The following is an 18043-nucleotide window of genomic DNA, read 5'->3' as shown; positions in this document are numbered from 1 at the left end:
GTTGAGGTACCAGTTCGCATCCTTGTTCGTCTCAGATGCACCGTTCCCAATCACGCGCGCAGCGGCTTGAAGCGCAGGCAGATCTGCAAAGAGGTCGTACCGCCAAAGGCAGCCCTCAATGAAGTAGCTCAGCGCGTTATCGGCGCCCCGAGTATGCGTAACGTGGAGGGCCTCACAGGCATCCTCTAGATCACGTTGGCGGACCTGGCCGAACCTCGCCGCGAGCACAGTGGAGATTCCGAACCTTGACAGGAGTGACCGTTTTGGCTCGATGCCATCGAGTCGCGCCTTATCCATCAGGTAGATCAGATAAGTGCGGGCCAGTTGAAGGGCTCTGTTAAAAACTATTCGGTTGTTCCACGATGCCGCGAAGGCCACGTCAAGCGCCGACTGTGCGACGCGCTCCCGAGCTTCCACGAGGGAATCGGCCAGGCTGAGTCCCCTGGAACGGAAGTATGGGCCAAGATCATACGCGGCCGCCGAGAGTCTTTTCTCCTGAATCAGAACGGCTAAGAGTGGTGCGCGTCGAGCCTTAGCCTCGTCCCACCTGCTGATAAGTCGAAACCCGCGGACTTCTGGATCAATCCAGTCCGCGACAGTACCAGCGCCATCCTGGTCAATCCAATCCGACAGCTGAGCGTCAATGGACGCTCCGGCCTGCCGCACAAGCCATACGAGGTCCGGAAAGTTGCCCAGAGCGCCTGCTCGAATTGCTTCGTCCGAGCCCCGCATTCGCTGCCCGTCAAGCTGGGCTGCTACTAACGCCGGGGTTGGGTGCATCGCGTCGACCATCTCATCTCTCCTCTGCGCGATTATCGCAGTCGCTCCTCGATCTGTCGTGGATCATGGTCCGGCTCAGTTCTTTCTGCGATCGAAACTAATGCTTCACCCGCGATGCCCCAGGAACGCCACTTGGAAAGAGAAGTCAACGAAACGGAAGAGAAGCCAGAACGAATAAGGAGGCATCGACAACACAGGAGGAGATGAAAACACAGAAGGGAAAAGCCGAGCCAGAGAAAACAAAAAAGAAAAAGGGGGAATGCACGTAGGCACTTAAGTGGAACGGCCCGCGCCAGGCCGGTTCAGCAGGGGTTCCATGTCAACCTTGTTGCAGTGGACTGCGCACTGCTCCGAGCCCAATCTTGCGCGCGGCAGGGCTCCCTATACGAGGACGAAATCGTCTGCTGCTGCGGGCTGCGGACTCGCGGCTGACCACCGTCATCGACTCCCCTGCGCAACCCATCAGCCACACCCGTTTCGACCCAGGGCTCTGGTCGATGACGCCGCAAGCGGCGCTGCCCTGCTTGAGATTTGATGGCCTTTCCGTCGCCCGAACGTAGCTCCCTCCCGATGCTCCGTGCCGGGCTTTCGCGGCGTATCCTCCCTCCGCTTCGCTCCAGTCCGGTACTCCACGGACCCGGCACTGCGCACCTCCCACTCGCTCTCGATCACCCGCCGGAAAGGCACTCAAAAACGATCGACCTTGGGAGTGAGCGAGATGCGGGTATTCATCATCGACACCGGACACATGGCCCCAGAACTGCAAGGCGGACTCATAGGAGTGGAAGGGTCCTCGAACCCGACTCCCGCAGAGAAGAGGGAATGCGTGGAGACCGTCAGCCAGTACGTCATGCAGGGGTGGGCAATCGCCGCCGACGCGCACACCCCGATTGGGTGGCTCGCCGCCCTCACCGCGGAGACAGGGTGCGTGCCCTTCGTCAATCTGACCCGGCTCGGCGGCACCCGGTAGCGGTCTTTGCCGTGGAACTGGACCGAACGAATTCCGGATTTGCGCGTCAAAACCGGCGGAGAAACACAACGTGTAGGTATGAGGGCATTCGATTCGGGGGCCGCACCGCGGCGCAGCTCACCGACGGCCTCGATGGCATACCGGACCAGGCTCTCCGTGCCGGTCCGCGAGGGCGCGAGTTGCCGGAGGAACCCGGGTGCGCGCCAAATGCGCGCCAAAACACCCTCCGAACCGGAAGTAATAAGTAGAGGAAGTCTTTTCGAACAAGGACAAGACTGCCCAAATTTCGGAAGCCGAGGGAGGTGAGTGCGGGTGCGAGGTGGAGTCGCCAGGTGGAAGCGGGGACAGCAGTCCCATGGGGTCAAGCAAGCGGTCAACTACGCGTTTAGCGGCGTCTGTGACGCCACCCTCACCGCCAAGACCGCCGACGGCGTCATTGCCGCTGCCGGCTACGCCGACGCGATCATGACGCGGTACATCGTCGAAAACGGAAACATCCGCGAGGACCTGCTCACCCGAGATCAGTTGAGAGGCTGGGTCGATGGCCTCGACCCGCTCACCGCTGAGCGCCGTGGTCGTGACCTTGAGTCTGCGGTCGCGGATCTGATTCTGGATGCGACGATCAACGCGCCGAAATCGTATTCGATCGCCGCGATGCTCGATTCCGACCTCGCCGCTGCGTATGAGGACCTCCAAGACCGCCTCCGAGACCGGATCGTCAAGCTTTGGCAGTCCGAGCTCAACGCCCGCCGCGGCAAAGGAGGATCCATCCGCGAGGACCTGGCCCGGATCGAGGTCGTGGAACTCCGCCACACGCGCTCCCGCTCGTTGGATCCGCACAAGCATCGTCACCTCTGGCTGAACGTCAAAGCCCAAGGCGTCAACGGGAAATGGTCCAACATCGACACCCGGGTCGCTCTGCGGTTCCAGAACGTGATCAACGCCGAAGGCGACCTCGCCTCCCGCACCGACCCCGCCTGGATCACCGCGCTCGCCTCAAAGGGATTCACCCTCGACCAGGTCGGCGAGATCGCCCAGCTGCAGCATCTGGTGCGGCCGTTGTCGAAACGGTCGGCGCAAATCGAAGCTAACAGGATCGCCCGCACCGCTTGGTGGAAGGAGCAACACCCCGGGCAGGAACCCTCACACGATGTGCTGAACCAGATCGACCACTGGGCGTGGGCTGTCGGCCGGCCCAACAAGCCGGGCGACCTCAACGAAGACGATTGGGCCGCGCTGGTCCGTGATGAACTACATACAGCCGACCCGCAGCTTGCCATCCAGCGTTCTCCAGCGGCCCTGCAGTCTGTTGCCGTCGAGGATCTCGACCTCGAGTTACTGGCAGCCAAAGCCGTAGTCGACGCCGACGCCCGATCGACCGGCAGCGGTGGCCGCTTCAGCATCATGGACGTGCGGGCGGGCGCTCTCCGCGCCATCGCCGCGACCGGTGTTGTCGCCGACCGAGACGAACTCGCCGGCATCGCCGACGAAGTCGTGGCGCGCTCACATACGGTGACCCTGATCTCCGAACCGGACGCCCCGAAGCACGTCAAGCACTTGATGGCGGTCTCCACCGCAACCCTCAAAGCCACACTCGCCCAGAAGGTCGATTCGTTCTCCGCGCCGGGACCGACCATCGACACAGACGAGGTTGCTGCGATTGCTCACGTGATTGAACCCGATCGGACGCTCGATGATGAACAGCTCGCGGGCGCGGCCGCGATCGCTGGTCCCTCCCGCAATGTCGTAATCTCCGGACCGGCCGGAACGGGCAAGACCACGGTGCTCAAAGTCGCGGGCGCTGCTCTTCGGCGACGCGGTCACAATATGATCATCGTCGCGCCAACCAAAAAAGCCTCCGCCGTCGCCGGACGCGAAACAATGAGCGTTTCATCGTCCCTCCACCAGCTCCTTCACGATTACGGATGGCGCTGGGCAGCCAACGCGTCGGGCGCGACTGAGTGGCGCCGGCTCTCGATAGGCGAGCTGGATCCGGCCTCTGGCCGCACGTATCTCGGCCCCCGAATCAGCATTCACCCCGCGGATCGCATAGTCGTCGACGAGGCGGGAATGCTCGACCTTGAGGCCGCCTCCGCACTGCTCGATGTCGTACGTGACACTGGCGTGGGCGTCGCTTTGGTCGGAGATCAGCAACAAGCCCTGCCGGTCGGGCACTCGGGCGCCATGGCGCTCTTCTGGCGACGCTCGACAGACCGTGTGGAGCTCACGACCACCCACCGTTTCAACGACCCGGCGTGGGCAGAGCTCGCGCAACGACTCCGCGACCCTAAAGCCGACGCCGAGATGCTCGAGGTCGCAGAGCACCTAATTCGAACTGACCACGTCGTGCTGACCGATAGCGATGTAGCTGCTCGCGAGGCGATGGTCGACGGGTGGTTTGACGCTACGCGCCGACGGGAGACAATTGCGCTCGTCACGGCGACGCATGCCGAAGCCCAGGAAATCAGCGAAGCGATTCAACGCCGTCGTATCGAATTCGGGGCGATCCGCCCTGGACGTGCTCTTACCGGACAGTCCTCTCAGGCAATCTTCGTCGGTGACATTGTCCAGACGCGCCGCAACGACACTTATGCGGATGTCCAGAACCGGCAGAACTGGGTCGTGAAGACAATCGGCAAGGACCACGCGATCCTGGCCGCGAGCACCGACACGACCGACGTACGAAAAGTAAGCCTCGACTACGCCGCGTCGCACATCCACCTCGCCTATGCCACCACGGTCTACGGCGTTCAAGGAGAGACCACCGACCGTGCCCTCGTCGGACCCGGGGTCGACGCCGCAGGGCTCTACGTCGGTCTCACCCGCGGAAAGGAGCACAACGCCGCCGTGCTGGTTGCTCCGACTAGGGACTCCGCCAAGTCCCAGCTGGTCGACATGATGCAACGCCACGATTTGGAAGAGACGATTGAGAAGTCGCGAGCGGCCGCGCTGACGGAACTTCGGAGAGCAGCCCAGTCGTCCGCTGGACCGATCATCGGTACGCCCGATCGTCAACTCACCTCGGTCGCGCTCAAATGACCATGCCCCTAGCTCTGCCTGGCGTGAGCCCATGCGGACAGCTCGCGGCCAAGCAGATTTACGCCGTCCAGCGTGCCACCTCGTGGATCAAATCCGAAGATGGCGATTCCAAGTTCATCCGCCCTCACCCTTGCGGCAGGAAGCACGCCATGACGAGCAAAGATCAGGCCGCGACGACCATCGGCAGCGACGATCTTTGCCGCATGCTCAACCTGGCCGATCTGCAGGTTTCCTCGGTTGTTCTCGACCCAGCCGAGATAGCCGGACGCGTACAGGTCGCAAGATTGGCGCGAATCACCCATCGCTACGACTGCGTCCGTGGCGCCGAGGTAGCGCATCCACTCCCTGCACAGCTCGACCGCTTCATCGTCGGTCGCTCCGCGCGGCCTAGGTCCAGGCGGCTCTCTCATAGATCCAGAGTGCACCCACCCTCAGATAGCCGTCGAGCTTGCTTTCAGTTGTCATCGCGAGCGGGCCTCGTCGGTGGCCAGAGTTAGGTTCTGCGAGTGGGAAGCATCGACGCTTACGAATCGGCCAAAGGCCGGCGCTATCGCGTGCGCTGGCGCGACCCCGAACGCCAGCAACGCGAGAAGCGCGGGTTCCGCACCAAGCGCGAAGCGGAGCTTTACAACGCAACCGTCGAAGTCGCGATGATGAAGGGGACCTACTTCGAGGCGTCTCAATCCAAGATCACTGTCGGTGAGCTCGCCGAGGAATGGCTCGCCAACAGGGAGCAGGCCCTCAAACCCTCCAGCTTCTCCCCCATCCGCATCGCCTGGCGGGTTTACGTCGAGCCGCGCTGGGCGGCGACACCGATCGGCGCGATTCGCCCCTCTGCAGTCGAGAGGTGGATCCGAGAACTGAGCCAGGGCAAGGCTGTCACGGTGCGGGTCCGCGCGGGCAATGCCGGTAAGCCACGATCGGCAGGCGTCGTCCTGCGCGCGGTGGGGATCCTCGCCGGGATCCTCGATGTTGCGGTACGCGATGGCAGGATTCCGGCGAACCCCGCTCGGGGTGCGAGCAACCTTCCACGAAAGGGAACCAAGAAGCGTCGCCGGTATCTGACCAACGAGGAGGTCTTCCGCTTCGCACGAGCGGTGCCCGATGACAAGCGCAGCGTGCTCGTGTTGACACTGGCCTACACCGGCATCCGGTGGGGCGAAGCTGTCGCGCTCACCGTGAACGACATCGACCTTGACCGTTGCCGTCTGGCCATCCACCAGACCGCGACAGAAGTGGACGGCCTCATCCACGTCGGACCGCCAAAGAGTTGGGAGGCTCGTTCGGTACCGTTCCCAGCATTCCTCGCTCCTCGCCTCGAGGCGCTCATCGCTGGGAAAAAGCGAAACGAGCTCGTGTTCCCCGCCCGTGCCGGCGGCTACCTTGCTCGACCAGACACAGCCCGGAACCGGCAATCCTGGTGGCTTAACGCTTTGCGCGATGCGGGACTCGAGCACATGACTCCGCACGACCTTAAGCACACTGCCGCCAGCCTGGCCGTAAGCGCCGGCGCCAACGTCAAAGCCCTCCAGCGAATGCTCGGGCACAAGTCGGCTGCGATGACCCTCGACACGTACGCGGATCTCTTCGAAGACGATCTCGGATCGGTCGCCGATCGACTCAATGACCGTGTGTTAGAGGAAAGTAGCGGTTCGCTATGGTCCGATTGAGAGTCTCTTGCCTGGCAATGGTCGATGACGAGCTGTGCGCAATCCCGGTGCGTTTGTGGCGGACATCAAGAGCACAAAGCCAAGAGCGCGGCTGCCATTTCATACCGACCGTTCGGGTCAATGCCATACTTGGCGGATGGCCGGCACCGACACCTTCAGGGGAATCGGATACCAACAAGCGCAGGCCGTGCATCTCGCCCTCGACATCGTTGAAGCTGGTCTTGGACACTCACTGCGCGTCGAAGGTATGGACGACATCGTCGACCTAGAGGTGCTCGATGCTAACGGGCGCCGCTTGGAAGCGCTGCAGGCGAAGACGCGTGCTGGGACGCCCTGGACTCCTGCACTTGTTATCGGGATTTTCGAGAAATGGCTCGAAGGCGATGACGATGGGGCAATATTCACCTTCGTCACCGACGGAGTCCTCGGTCCTGGCGCCCAGAACTTTGTAGCCGCGCTTGATGCAAGCCGCGACGGAAATACCCAAGGCCTTATCAGTTTTGTCGGACATGACAAGGCACGACGTCTTCGCAACAGCTTCGTCAAGGTTGCTCCCGACACCGTTGGCAGCCTCCTCGCGAGCGCCGATCGTCGCGCCGCGGCTTTTGTTGATCCTCTAATTCGCTCGGCTGGTGTGAGCGAAGCTGCCATGCAGACAGTGAACACTCTGTTTCGGGTGTTGACCGAACGCGCCGGCCGCAAGGACCCAGAGGAACGCATCGTCTCTGAAGCCGAACTCCGGGATATCGTCGGAGGGCTCGCCGGGCAACCACCCGATTCGCGATGGCCGGGTGGCCTGGTGGGCGACCATTTCGACGCCGTGCTGAGACTTCCGATGGATCTTGTGGACCTTTCGGTGCACCGCCTTGAGGCGGGTGCAGAGTCCGCGCCAGCATTTGCCATCGGCGAGGACTGTCCAGCGACCCTGAGCGGGGGAACGGGAACAGGAAAATCCAGCGTGACCCGATTGCTACAGAATCACGCCGCACGAGCGGGGCGCACCGTAATCCTGGCTCGGGCAGAGACATATATCGCCGGCCGCCTCGACGCACTTGCCGCAGACTCCCTCGGCTTCGCGATCGGTCGTGCGTTGCCACCTTCCACGGGACGCCAAATCCTGGCCGATTCCGCCGTGACCCTCGTCATAGACGGCGCTTCCGAGATTCCTGCCGAGGCGGCCCGGTCCCTGGCGTCCGATCTCCGAGTGCTCCTGTCGCGTCCGGGTACGGCCAAGATCATCGTTGTAGGCCGCAGCATTGCGGCTCTAAGAGCTCTCCTGCCGTCCGGTGTCCGTTACGCCGAATACGCCGTCGAACCACTCGGCCATGACAGGGCCAATGAAATCGTATGTCGACTTCTCGACAGAGCCGTTTCGGAGCACGTCCGGAGGACCGTACTGCAACGAGCCGACCATCAGCTCGGTGACGGGGCTCGGAACCCGTTCCTTCTGACTCTTTACGTCCGAAGCCTCGCGCGGAGCGGGACGGATGAACTAAACCGCTCCGAGGTGTACGCCACATTCGTCGACGAACTCGCCGCTCGCGCGGCAGGTAGTGCGAGCGGCGCGTTGTTGGCAGTTCTCGAAGAGACCTTCGCACACCTGGTATCACTGCAGCGCCGCTATTCGGATGCGTACGAGTGGATTCAATTGACAGATTCCATCGCCGACGCTCACCCCGAGCTGAACGTTTCGGGGCGCGAAGTTAGAGAGTTCGCCTCGCATAGCGGTATCACCAACGTCCTGAATCAGTCCGGGGTTATCGTTCCGTTTCACGACTCGATCGCGGATTACCTCGCCGCCAGGGCAATCTCCCACGGAATGATTGACCTCCCTTCACGCCTGCTCGCGAGTGACGAACAGTGGATCAGGTTCGCTACAGAGCAACGACGATCGATGGCTATGGAGATGGGCCATCTCATCGTTCGCGACATCCCGTTTGTCGCGTTCGCCGCGTCTATAAGCGACAAGCCTGCGCTATCCGTCAAGGAGGTGGCCACCTCTACGAGTGCACTGCTTCAAGTGCTGTTGGACGCCGAGGTGTCGGTCACGCTTCGCGAGCTTCCTGACGGCCGGCGCACCGCCATGATGCAAACCGGGGGGCCTACGGTCGTACTCGATCCGGACGACGGACCTCTTGCTGCGGCGGTCCGCCTCTGGAGACTCAATCTCCTGACGCGCCTCAAACCTCCACCGTCGAGCCGGGTGCAGAGACCCACAGACGCCGACGCTGCACGCGCAGCGGTACAACTGGTAGCGAAGGAACGCCAACGTGCGCTTAGGGATTGCGTCGCGCTATTTCCCGGCATGCAGAGTCGAGCGTTGGCCGACGAGATTGGGCCCACTGGCGTACATGCGCGAGTCGGCGGCGCCGTAGACAACTTCGGTGCGTGCGACTGGACGCTGACCTACTGGGCCGCCCCTGACGTTCACGTGACTATCGAGACCGATCCAAGCGTCGGCAATGACGATGGCGCCCGTACGACAGTTATGAACTATTGCTCAGGCGGCGGCGGTCGCGCGGCGACGGAAACGGTGCGGAGCGCGATCGAATCACTCGTTGGCAGAAGGGGCTGGCTGTCATGAGTTCCCTGCTGTGGAAGCAGATCGAGAGTCTCGCCGGGGCATGGCGCGCGGAAGAAGACGTCCGGCGGGTGCTTGCGCAAATGCCGAGCCGTCACCGGTCTCCGCGCACCGGTCTTCCTGAACGAATCGAGATGATGCAAGCCGGGGGCGGTCGCTCCGGCCCTCTTCGGGTCGCACATTTCTACCATCTCATGAGCCAGAGCCCGTTCTTAGCGGGCGCCGAAGCGCCGCCCGGCCTTGCCGAATGGCTGAGCGACGCGACGAAGGTCGCGACGACATACAGGCTGCAGCTCGGCTGGATGCGTGCACAGCTTCCGGGCTTCCCCATGTTGCGCGTACCACAACTCGTTGACGGCGCACCTCTCGTATCGTCTGACCAAATCCACCACATCCCTTGGGCACGTCAAGATTTTGCCGCTGGCTACCAGTTGATGTCCGCGCCTCCCAGAGTTGCCGGCAGCGGGCGGGAACTTGGGGAAGCCGCTGCAAGGGTGGCCGAAGCTTTCATTCATGAAGAGGAGTGGCGTCAATTTGAGGGTGCGCAGGCCGCTCTCACCGCGAGCGATATCGACCAGCTGCGCAGAGTGAACACGAGTCTGCGTCACGAGGTTCGCAGCGAGGCAGTCGATCAATTTGAGCCGGGAAATCTAATCAGAAGGCTAGAGTTCAGACACGACAAGCTTGAGGGCGCGCTGGACTCGCTGACCGGCGACGCAGCCAACTACGCTCGATCGTTCGACGTCCTCAACGATCTGCTCCAGACAACGCTCGAAACGAGCCTGGATTACTTCGTCGAATTCGACCGGCCGAGCGTGCTCTCCGCCGTTGACCAAATCGACCTGGACGGTGACCACGCCGAGTTCTCGGTCAACGAGGTGGTTCACGTCGGCGGCCTCGTGTACGTACCAGACGCCGCGATCGACGAGGTCGGAATCGTTGAGTCCACTTCTCTCACGATGGACCACGGCGAAACCCGAATTCGCGTCGGCATCAAGGTCCTCAGAGGCGCGCGGGAGGGCCTCGATCTTTGAACCCGTTCCCGGTCTTCGGGCATCTCTTTGCCGGCGGTAGTTGTCCGGCTCTGCTTCAAGCGACAGGCGCGCTGACCGAGTGAGAGGCGCTCTACAGGACTGCATCCGAGGTCACGTAAGGGTGCTTAGAGTTGCGTAGAGTTTTCCGGCGATTCTGTGGGCAAAATGTGGGCAAATCGTGAATATCGAGCGTTATGCAATGCTCGAATTTCGGCTCTGACCAGAACTTTTGCTGCACTAAAAAGGTGCCCCTGGAGGGACTCGAACCCCCAACCTTCTCCTTAGGACGGAGCAGCTCTTCCATTGAGCTACAGAGGCCAGTCCTTCCAGCCTACCGGAGGCCGCCCTGCGCCTGCGCCGTCACGCCGCCACCCCCAGGTAGTCGCGCCACTCCGCCTGGCCGCCCTCCACGCCGCGCACGACCCACGAGCTGTCGTGCGGGGCACGCGGAGTGAGCTTCAGACTCCAGCCCATCTCGCCCGGGGTGCGGTCGCCTTTCACGTTGTTGCAGCGCAGGCAACAGGCGACGAGATTCTCCCAGCTGTCCGCCCCTCCCCGCGAGCGCGGGAGGACATGGTCGATGGTGGTCGCCGTCTTGCCGCAGTAGCCGCAGCGGTGAGCGTCGCGTCGCAGCACACCGCGTCGGGAGACCGGCACCGCCCGGCCGTGCGGGATGCGCACGTAGCGGGTGAGCAGGATCACCGAGGGCCGGTCGTACCGTCCGGAGATGCTCCAGACGGGGTGATCCGCATCGCTCGCGAGCACGGTGGCCTTCTGATTCATGACGAGCACGATTGCGCGCTTGAAGGAGACGACCGCGAGTGGTTCGTAGCCGGCGTTGAGGACCAGTGTCTTCATCTGCGACCTTTCGGGTGTGCGAGGCAAACAAAAAGGGCACTGTCCGAACGGACAGCGCCCTGGAAGACGGCGGCATGGTGGCGGCACACCACATGGTGGCGGTGGCAGGCCTCGACATGGTGGCGGCAGGCGAGGAAGTCGCGGCGAGGCAGCAGGCGGCGATCGCGGCCCTCAGAACGGCCTGCGTGGAGGCCGCGCTCGTCCCCGGTGGCCACCTTCGGTGACCGCACTCGGGTCCACTCGGCCATCGGATTCTCCGATCTGCACGGCTGCCTGGCACTGCGCCAGGGCAACAGAGTAACGCAGAAATGGCGCGCCACCTATTCGTGGCACGCCATTCCCGGAGCGAGATCCGCAGTGTTCACCGCGGGTTGGGTCGTCAGATACCCAACCGGACGATGTAGTAGTCACTGGTCCAGATCGGCCGGATCGAGATCGAGCGGCCCGTGTCGGGCGCGTCCATGATGTTGCCGTTGCCCGCGTAGAAACCGTCGTGGCCCGACATGATGACGATGTCGCCCGGCTGCGCGTCCTGGATCGAGATGCGCTTGCCCATCGCGGCCTGACCCGACACCGAGTGCGGCAGCGAGATGCCGAACTGCGCGTACACGTACATGACGTATCCCGAGCAGTCGAAGCCGGCGGGGGTCGAACCTCCGTAGACGTACGGGGTGCCGATGTACTGCTGCGCCACCGAGAACACCTGCGACAGGCTGAAGCTCGGGTACGGCGGGTTCGCGAGGAAGTCGGTGACGGTCGGGCCGCTGTAGCTGGCGTAGCTCGCGAACGATGCGGCCGCGCGCTGGCGGGCGGCCTCCGCTGCGGCGGCTGCGGCCGTGGCGGCCTTCTGCGCGTCGAGCTGCTGCTGGCTGGTGGCCGTTGCGGCGTCCCGGCTGACCGCGGCGGCGGCGACTCCGCCGGCGACCTCGACGGTCTGCGCCTGCGCCTTCTTCATGGCATCCGCGGCGCTCGGGCCGAACGCGGCGGACTGGCCGCCCTCTTGCAGAGCGAAGGCCGGGATCGACATGGTGGCGATGATGCCCGTCGCGACGGTCATGACCGCGACGTTGAGCGCCCATCCGCCCTTGCGCTTCTTCGCGGCGGGCTTGGCCTTCTCGGACGCAGCGACGACGGAAGTCGACGCCGCGGTCTTCGGCTTCGGGGCGCGGACTGCGGAGGTCGAGGCCTCCGCATTACGCAGCGACCGTCGAGAAACGACGTCGGGGGTCGACGGGGTCGAAGAGGTGATGTCCAGTTCGTGGGGGGCTCGGTCCTGGGCAGGATCGGGCGTACCGGAGTGGGCCAAAGTGCATCCTCTCGCGCTCCGGCAGCACTAGGGAGCTGCCCCCGCCTGATGCAATCGCTTTCGGCTTCACCGGCCAGGAGACGGGTCTCAGGGGGTTGGAGCGTCCCGGTCGGGGTCCTGATGGGCCGGCTTCTGGCCCGTTCGGACTCGTAAGAGACTACGGGACGTCCCGCGATTTGTCACATTGTTTAACCCGATTTCTAACAAATCGGTAACGGGAAATCACCCCTCGACGAAGATGTGCGCCGCGAGCTCGTTCGGCAGTTCCAGCCCGTTCTCGAAGCCGTCGATCTGCACGGACACGTACGATCCCACCGCGGCGAATGTGCCGGTGGACCCGGGAAAGACCCCGGCCTGCTTGAGCTGGAGCAGGAGTTCGGGGTCGACCTGCGCGGGCTCGCCGAGCCGGCGGATCCTGGCAGTCACCTCGGAATCGCCGCCGCGAACGACGTCGACGAGGTTGACCAGGTTCTCGGTGGAGGCCGCGTCGGGCGCCCCCAGCTCGCCGAGTCCGGGGATGGGGTTGCCGTACGGCGACTCGGTGGGGTGGCCGAGCATCGTCAGCAGCTTGCGCTCGACCTGCTCGCTCATCACGTGCTCCCAGCGGCACGCCTCTTCGTGCACGTACTCCCACTCGAGCTCGATCACGTCGCTGAGCAGCCGCTCGGCGAGGCGGTGCTTGCGCATGACGTGCACGGCCTTCCTGCGACCGTCGTCGGTGAGCTCGAGGTGCCGGTCGCCGGAGACGACGACCAGGCCGTCGCGCTCCATGCGCCCCACCGTCTGGGAGACGGTCGGGCCGGAGTGCCCCAGCCGCTCGGAGATGCGCGCGCGCAGCGGGACGATGTTGTCCTCCTCCAGCTCCAGGATGGTGCGAAGGTACATCTCGGTCGTGTCGATCAGGTCGGTCATGAACCCCTCCACCTGCGGGCGCGCGAATATCGCGTACGAGCCTACTTGTTCCGGGTGACAGCGAGGTGACGCCGCCCCGGAGACGGTCGTCCGCGGGCCGTCTCGACTACCAACAGCCAATACACTTCTGTTATGCCGGACGTGACGATTCCCACCGACCTCCTGCCCGCCGACGGACGATTCGGCTGCGGCCCGTCCAAGGTGCGCCCCGAGCAGGTGGCCTACCTCGCCGGCCCCGGTGCCGAGCTGCTCGGCACCTCCCACCGGCAGGCGCCGGTGAAGAACCTGGTGGGCCGAGTCCGCTCCGGCCTCTCCGACCTGTTCCGGCTGCCCGAGGGCTATGAGGTCGTCATCGGCAACGGCGGCTCGACGGCGTTCTGGGACGCGGCGGCGTTCTCGCTCATCGAGCAGCGCAGCGAGAACCTGGTCTTCGGCGAGTTCGGCGGCAAGTTCGCCAAGGCGGCGAAGACCCCGTGGCTGCAGGCTCCCCGCGTTATCGAGGCCCCGGCCGGTTCGCGCGCGGAGGCCGAGGTGGAGGCCGGCGTCGACGTCTACGCCTGGCCGCACAACGAGACCTCCACCGGCGTCATGGCTCCTGTGAAGCGCGTGAACGGCGACGCCGGCGCCCTCACGGTGATCGACGCGACGAGCGCGGCCGGCGGCGTCGACTTCGACGTGACGGAGACCGACGCCTACTACTTCGCGCCGCAGAAGAACTTCGCGTCCGACGGCGGCCTCTGGCTCGCGCTCTTCTCCCCGGCAGCGATCGAGCGCGTCGAGCGGATCGCCGCGACCGACCGTTACATCCCCGAGTTCCTCAGCATCAAGAACGCGATCGACAACTCGCGCCTCGACCAGACGCTGAACACGCCGGCGGTGGCCACCCTCGTTCTCCTCGAGAACCAGATCGAGTGGATGAACGCCAACGGCGGCCTCGGCTGGGCCGACGCGCGCACCACGGAGTCGTCGGGCGCCCTCTACTCCTGGGCCGAGAGCGTCGACTACGCGACGCCGTTCGTCGCCGACCCCGCCCACCGCTCGCAGGTGGTCGTCACCATCGACTTCGATGAGAAGATCGACGCCGCCGCCGTCGCCAAGACTCTGCGCGCCAACGGCATCGTCGACACCGAGCCGTACCGCAAGCTCGGCCGCAACCAGCTCCGCATCGCGACGTTCACGGCCATCGAGCCGGACGACGTGCGGGCGCTGATCGACTGCGTCGAGTACGTGGTCGAGCGACTGGGCTGATCACGACCGGGCTGAGCAGGAGGAGCGACCGTGCGGCTGTGGCTGCGTGACGACGAGCGCCGACCCGATCCGGTCCCCGTTCCCACGGACGACCGGCGGGCGGTGCTCGTCGGCCTCGCGCTCTGGGTGCTCGCGCTGATCCCGACGCTCGTCTTCGCCGCCCCGATCACCGCCGCGGGAGGCGGCTGGTGGATCTGGACGGTGATCGTCGGGATCGCTCTAGGCCTGCTCGGCTTCGCCTACCTCAGCATCACCCGCGCTCGCCGCCACCGCTGAGTCGTCGGCGGACTCGTCGTCGGCGGAATCCTCGGTGTCCGATTCCTCGGCGTCCTCGTCGTCCGCGAGCGCCGCGGCCTCCTCGGAGGCGAGGTCGAGTTCCGAGTCGACATCGGTGCGCTCGTCGTACCCGACGTCGACCGAGTCGATGTCGACGCCGTCGAGGTCGTCGTCGCCGTGGAGGTCGTGGATGTCGTGGTCGTCGTCGGACTCGTCCTCATCGTCGGATTCGTCGTCGTCGGACTCGTCGTCATCGTCGTCGTAGTCGCCGTCGACGGCGTCGTCGTCCTCCTCGTCGCCCTCGGCTCCGGCCTCCTCGGTTTCGGCTGCGAGAGCCTCCTGGGCGGCCTGGTACTCAGCGAGACGCTCCGACCACGGAACCCAGTCGGGCGCGAGCAGGGCGTCGTCGCCGGGCATCAGCTCGGCCTCCAGCACGGTCGGCTGCGCGTCGTCGTCGGCACGGCCCACGGTGACGGTCCAGTGCCAGCCGGGGTACCCGGCGAGAGAGGACGCGAAGTGCAGCGAGACGACGCCCTCACCCTCCACGACGTGCCCGAGGGGCTCGCCGATGGTGGACTCCGGAGTGATCTCGGCCAGCGCCGCCCGCGCGAGCGGAACGGCCGCGACGAGGTCGCTGACGTCGCCGCTCCACTCGCCGTCGACCTGCTCGCCGCCCGCTGCCTCCTCGCGCGTGCCGTCGTCAGGCATCCAGGTCGTCCGCAACCCGGCGCAGCACGGCCGCGATCTTGGCGCCGTGCGCCTTGTCGGGGTACTTGCCCCGGCGCAGGTTGGCGCCGATGCCGTCGAGCAGCTTCACGAGGTCTTCGACGATGATCGCCATGTCGTCGGCCGACTTGCGTTTCATCTTCACCAGGCTCGGAGGGGCCTCCAGCACGCGGACGGAGAGCGCCTGAGCGCCCCGCTTGCCGTCGGCGATGCCGAACTCGAGTCGGGATCCCGCCTTCACCACCGCGCCCGCGGGCAGCGCCGAGGCGTGCAAGAAGACCTCCTGGCCGTCATCGGAGCTGATGAAGCCGAAGCCTTTCTCGTCGTCGTAGAACTTGACCTTGCCGGTTGGCATGGGAACCTCACTTCACATGGGGGATCGAATGACCAACCTCAATTATCCTTGATTTCGTGACCCAGCAGACCCCGCCTCCGGCATCGCGACTCCAACGCGTCCTTTCGTACATCGTCGCGGCCCTCGTCGTCGTGTCGCTGGTGTGCATCGCGGCCATCCTGATCGGGTCCGCCGCCGGCGCGATGCCGGCGCAGGGCTCGGGGCAGGGGGTGTGGCCTGCGGTCATCCTGCTGCCGCTGATCGCGCTGCCGATCGCGTTCCTGCTGCTCATCACTCTCCTCATCGTCACCGGCCGCCAGCGCAGCAAGGCCGCCAGGGCCGAGGCGGAGGCAGCGGCCGCCGCTCCCTCGAAACCGAAGACCGGACCGAAGGGCCGTCGCTGACACGGCTCGCCGGACCAGCGCGATGACGACGACGCTCGCTCTGGCCGCGCGGCTGCGCGCGATGCCGGACGACGAACTCGTCGAGGCGCTGCGCGCGCGACCGGTGCGCCGGGCGGGCATCTCCGACTTCTTCGATCTCGCGGAGGCTCTCCTCGACCCGGAGGCATTGCAGCGCGCCCTCGCACCTCTCGACCGCCTCCAGCTCGCCGTGCTGATCGTGCTCGGCGCAGAGGACGGCCCGCGCTCCGCCGAGTGGCTCGCCCGCCGCCTCGGCGAGCATCCGGCGACGGCCGGCATCGACGTGCGCCAGGCGGGCGCCGCACTCGCAGCGCTCAGCGGCCAGCTGCTCGTGCACCCCGTCCCGGAAGGCGAGACGAACGGCCACCCGGCACAGCCCGCTGCCGCCCCGTACGACGCCGTCACCGCCCGCGTGGGGGCCGGCCCGCAGAGCGGCCTCCCCCGCGCCCAGACCGTGCTCGACACCGCACCGCCCCCGCTCCCGCCCGTGACCGCGGAGGCCGACCTCCCGTCGATCGACCGGCTCGCGGCCGAGCGCGCTTTCGAGGCGGTCGCGGCGGTGTCGGAGCTGCTCGCGGAGCTGGCGCGCGAGGGGGCGCGCGAGCTGCAGAAGGGCGGCCTCGCCCTCCCGGCCTCCAAGCGGCTGTCGGAGGCTTTGTCGGTCGACGCCGACAGCGTCCCGACGATCCTGTCCGTCGCGAGTCGGGCCGGGCTGGCCGCCGTCGCCGACGGTCTCTGGCTGCCCACGGCAGACGCAGCGTCCTGGCAGCACGCCACGACCCCCGATCGCTGGCGCGCGCTCGCATCCGCCTGGCTCGCCGCGCTGCCGGCCGACCTGTCCTCGCTCTTCTCGTCGCGGAGGCGGGCGCCGTGGGACGACAGCCTGCGCGCGCACATCGCCTGGCTCTACCCGGCGTCGCCGACCGACGCGCAGGAGCGTGCGTCCGAGCGCATCGCCGAAGCCGAGCTGCTGGGGATCACCGCGCGTCGCCTCCCGAGCAGCGCCGGCACGGCCCTCCTGGAGGCCGGACCGGCCGCCGCGACGGACGCGGTGGTCGCGCACTTCCCCGCCGAAGTCTCGAAGGTCTACCTGCAGCACGATCTCACAGTGATCTCCCCCGGACCGCTCGCTCCAGAGATCGAGGCGCGGTTGCGCACGATGGCCGATCTGGAGAGCCGGGCGCTCGCCTCCACGTTCCGGTTCTCCGCGGCCTCCCTCGACCGGGCGGTGACGGCCGGCGAGACGGCGGCGACCATCCACGAGTTCCTCGCCTCGGTCTCGCTCACCGGGGTTCCGCAGCCGCTCGACTACCTCATCTCCGACGCGGTCGAGCGTCACGGCCGTGTGCGCGTGCGCGCGGCCGACGACGGCCGCGCCCTGGTGCACTCCGACGACGCGATGCTGCTGGGCACGATCGCGGTCGACCAGTCGCTGTCGTCGTTGCGGCTGCGACGCGTCGACGACACGACGCTCACCAGCAGGTTCCCGCGCGACGTCGTGTTCTGGGCACTGAGCGACGTGCGCTATCCCGTGGTGGCCGAGGACGCCTCCGGAGCCATCGTGACCCCGCGGCGCCGTACCGCCGCCGCCCGGGCGGTCGTGGAGGCGCGCGATCCCGTCGCCGAGCTGGTCGCCCGGATCCGGCAGGAGGACACCGCGGACGAAGACACGGGTGAGCAGTGGCTCGCGCGCCAGCTCGATCAGGCCGTGCGCGCGCGCCAGACGGTCGTCGTCCAGGTGGCGATGCCCGACGGCCAGCTGATCGACTACCTGCTGGAGCCGACCGGCATCGGCGGCGGGCGACTGCGCGGCCGTGACCGGGCGGCCGACATCGAGCGCACCCTGCCCCTCTCCAGCGTCAAGGGTCTGCGCAGCGTAGACTGAGC

At 65.7% G+C, this 18043-nt stretch carries 15 protein-coding genes and 1 tRNA gene; 9 read left to right on the top strand and 7 right to left on the bottom strand.

Annotated features, from left to right (window positions below):
- Positions 1 to 1489 precede the first annotated feature (1489 nt).
- Together ASF88_RS04230 and ASF88_RS04225 are read left to right on the top strand one after the other, a co-directional pair.
- The gene (locus tag ASF88_RS04230; protein WP_055914646.1) at positions 1490 to 1750 is read left to right on the top strand and encodes a hypothetical protein; all 261 of its coding nucleotides are present in this window, start codon (positions 1490 to 1492) and stop codon (positions 1748 to 1750) included.
- A gap of 312 nt (positions 1751 to 2062) precedes the next feature.
- Positions 2063 to 4789, top strand: coding sequence for an AAA family ATPase (locus tag ASF88_RS04225; RefSeq protein WP_055916644.1), 2727 nt, complete (start codon positions 2063 to 2065; stop codon positions 4787 to 4789).
- 8 nt (positions 4790 to 4797) lie between these two features.
- Here the strand turns inward: ASF88_RS04225 and ASF88_RS20285 are convergent, their stop codons facing one another.
- The gene (locus tag ASF88_RS20285; protein WP_157498217.1) at positions 4798 to 5127 is read right to left on the bottom strand and encodes a hypothetical protein; all 330 of its coding nucleotides are present in this window, start codon (positions 5125 to 5127) and stop codon (positions 4798 to 4800) included.
- A 168-nt stretch (positions 5128 to 5295) separates the two neighbouring features.
- Here ASF88_RS20285 and ASF88_RS04220 point away from each other — a divergent pair, with 168 nt between their 5' ends.
- The 3 genes from ASF88_RS04220 (at position 5296) to ASF88_RS04210 (ending at position 10074) form a co-directional block, all read left to right on the top strand.
- Positions 5296 to 6459 (top strand): tyrosine-type recombinase/integrase, encoded by a 1164-nt coding sequence (locus ASF88_RS04220; protein ID WP_055914643.1) that lies wholly within the window; start codon positions 5296 to 5298, stop codon positions 6457 to 6459.
- A 136-nt stretch (positions 6460 to 6595) separates the two neighbouring features.
- Positions 6596 to 9043, top strand: coding sequence for a hypothetical protein (locus ASF88_RS20280; protein WP_157498215.1), 2448 nt, complete (start codon positions 6596 to 6598; stop codon positions 9041 to 9043).
- Positions 9040 to 10074 carry a hypothetical protein gene (locus ASF88_RS04210; RefSeq protein ID WP_157498213.1) on the top strand — a complete coding sequence of 345 codons (1035 nt, stop codon included), beginning with the start codon at positions 9040 to 9042 and terminating at the stop codon, positions 10072 to 10074. The genes ASF88_RS20280 and ASF88_RS04210 overlap by 4 nt, the downstream gene beginning before the upstream one ends.
- A gap of 246 nt (positions 10075 to 10320) precedes the next feature.
- On the opposite strand, the gene ASF88_RS04205 is transcribed toward ASF88_RS04210, so the two are convergent.
- The 4 genes from ASF88_RS04205 to ASF88_RS04190 all read right to left on the bottom strand — a co-directional run bounded on the left by ASF88_RS04205 (position 10321) and on the right by ASF88_RS04190 (position 13150).
- Positions 10321 to 10392 (bottom strand) — tRNA-Arg (locus ASF88_RS04205).
- Between the two features lie 42 nt (positions 10393 to 10434).
- Positions 10435 to 10932 (bottom strand): HNH endonuclease, encoded by a 498-nt coding sequence (locus tag ASF88_RS04200; RefSeq protein WP_055914634.1) that lies wholly within the window; start codon positions 10930 to 10932, stop codon positions 10435 to 10437.
- Positions 10933 to 11311: 379 nt separating this feature from the next.
- Entirely contained in the window at positions 11312 to 12238 is a 927-nt protein-coding gene (locus ASF88_RS04195) for a C40 family peptidase (protein WP_055914631.1), read from the bottom strand.
- Positions 12239 to 12460: 222 nt separating this feature from the next.
- Positions 12461 to 13150 carry a metal-dependent transcriptional regulator gene (locus ASF88_RS04190; protein WP_055914628.1) on the bottom strand — a complete coding sequence of 230 codons (690 nt, stop codon included), beginning with the start codon at positions 13148 to 13150 and terminating at the stop codon, positions 12461 to 12463.
- A 132-nt stretch (positions 13151 to 13282) separates the two neighbouring features.
- Between ASF88_RS04190 and serC the strand changes: the two genes are divergently transcribed.
- Positions 13283 to 14398 (top strand): phosphoserine transaminase, encoded by a 1116-nt coding sequence (gene serC / locus ASF88_RS04185; protein WP_055914626.1) that lies wholly within the window; start codon positions 13283 to 13285, stop codon positions 14396 to 14398.
- A gap of 30 nt (positions 14399 to 14428) precedes the next feature.
- Positions 14429 to 14674: a DUF2530 domain-containing protein gene (locus ASF88_RS20800; RefSeq protein ID WP_055914623.1), complete on the top strand. Its 246-nt coding sequence runs from the start codon at positions 14429 to 14431 to the stop codon at positions 14672 to 14674.
- Here the strand turns inward: ASF88_RS20800 and ASF88_RS04175 are convergent.
- On the bottom strand, positions 14618 to 15382 hold the full coding sequence (locus ASF88_RS04175) for a DUF3027 domain-containing protein (RefSeq protein WP_055914620.1): 765 nt from the start codon (positions 15380 to 15382) through the stop codon (positions 14618 to 14620). The genes ASF88_RS20800 and ASF88_RS04175 overlap by 57 nt on opposite strands.
- Positions 15375 to 15755, bottom strand: a complete 381-nt coding sequence (locus ASF88_RS04170; protein ID WP_055914617.1) for a cold-shock protein — start codon at positions 15753 to 15755, stop codon at positions 15375 to 15377. Before ASF88_RS04170 ends, ASF88_RS04175 begins: the two co-directional genes overlap by 8 nt.
- Before the next feature lie 56 nt (positions 15756 to 15811).
- Between ASF88_RS04170 and ASF88_RS04165 the strand changes: the two genes are divergently transcribed.
- Together ASF88_RS04165 and ASF88_RS04160 are read left to right on the top strand one after the other, a co-directional pair.
- Complete coding sequence (locus tag ASF88_RS04165) at positions 15812 to 16138, top strand: hypothetical protein (RefSeq protein ID WP_235493268.1); 327 nt, start codon at positions 15812 to 15814, stop codon at positions 16136 to 16138.
- 22 nt (positions 16139 to 16160) lie between these two features.
- Positions 16161 to 18041, top strand: coding sequence for a helicase-associated domain-containing protein (locus ASF88_RS04160; protein WP_055914614.1), 1881 nt, complete (start codon positions 16161 to 16163; stop codon positions 18039 to 18041).
- The last annotated feature ends 2 nt before the right edge of the window (positions 18042 to 18043 follow it).

The sequence above is a fragment of the Leifsonia sp. Leaf336 genome, from assembly GCF_001423695.1.
Taxonomy (GTDB): domain Bacteria; phylum Actinomycetota; class Actinomycetes; order Actinomycetales; family Microbacteriaceae; genus Leifsonia.
The sequence above is the reverse complement of the archived record's forward strand: the minus strand, read 5'-3'. Positions and strand labels throughout refer to the sequence as shown.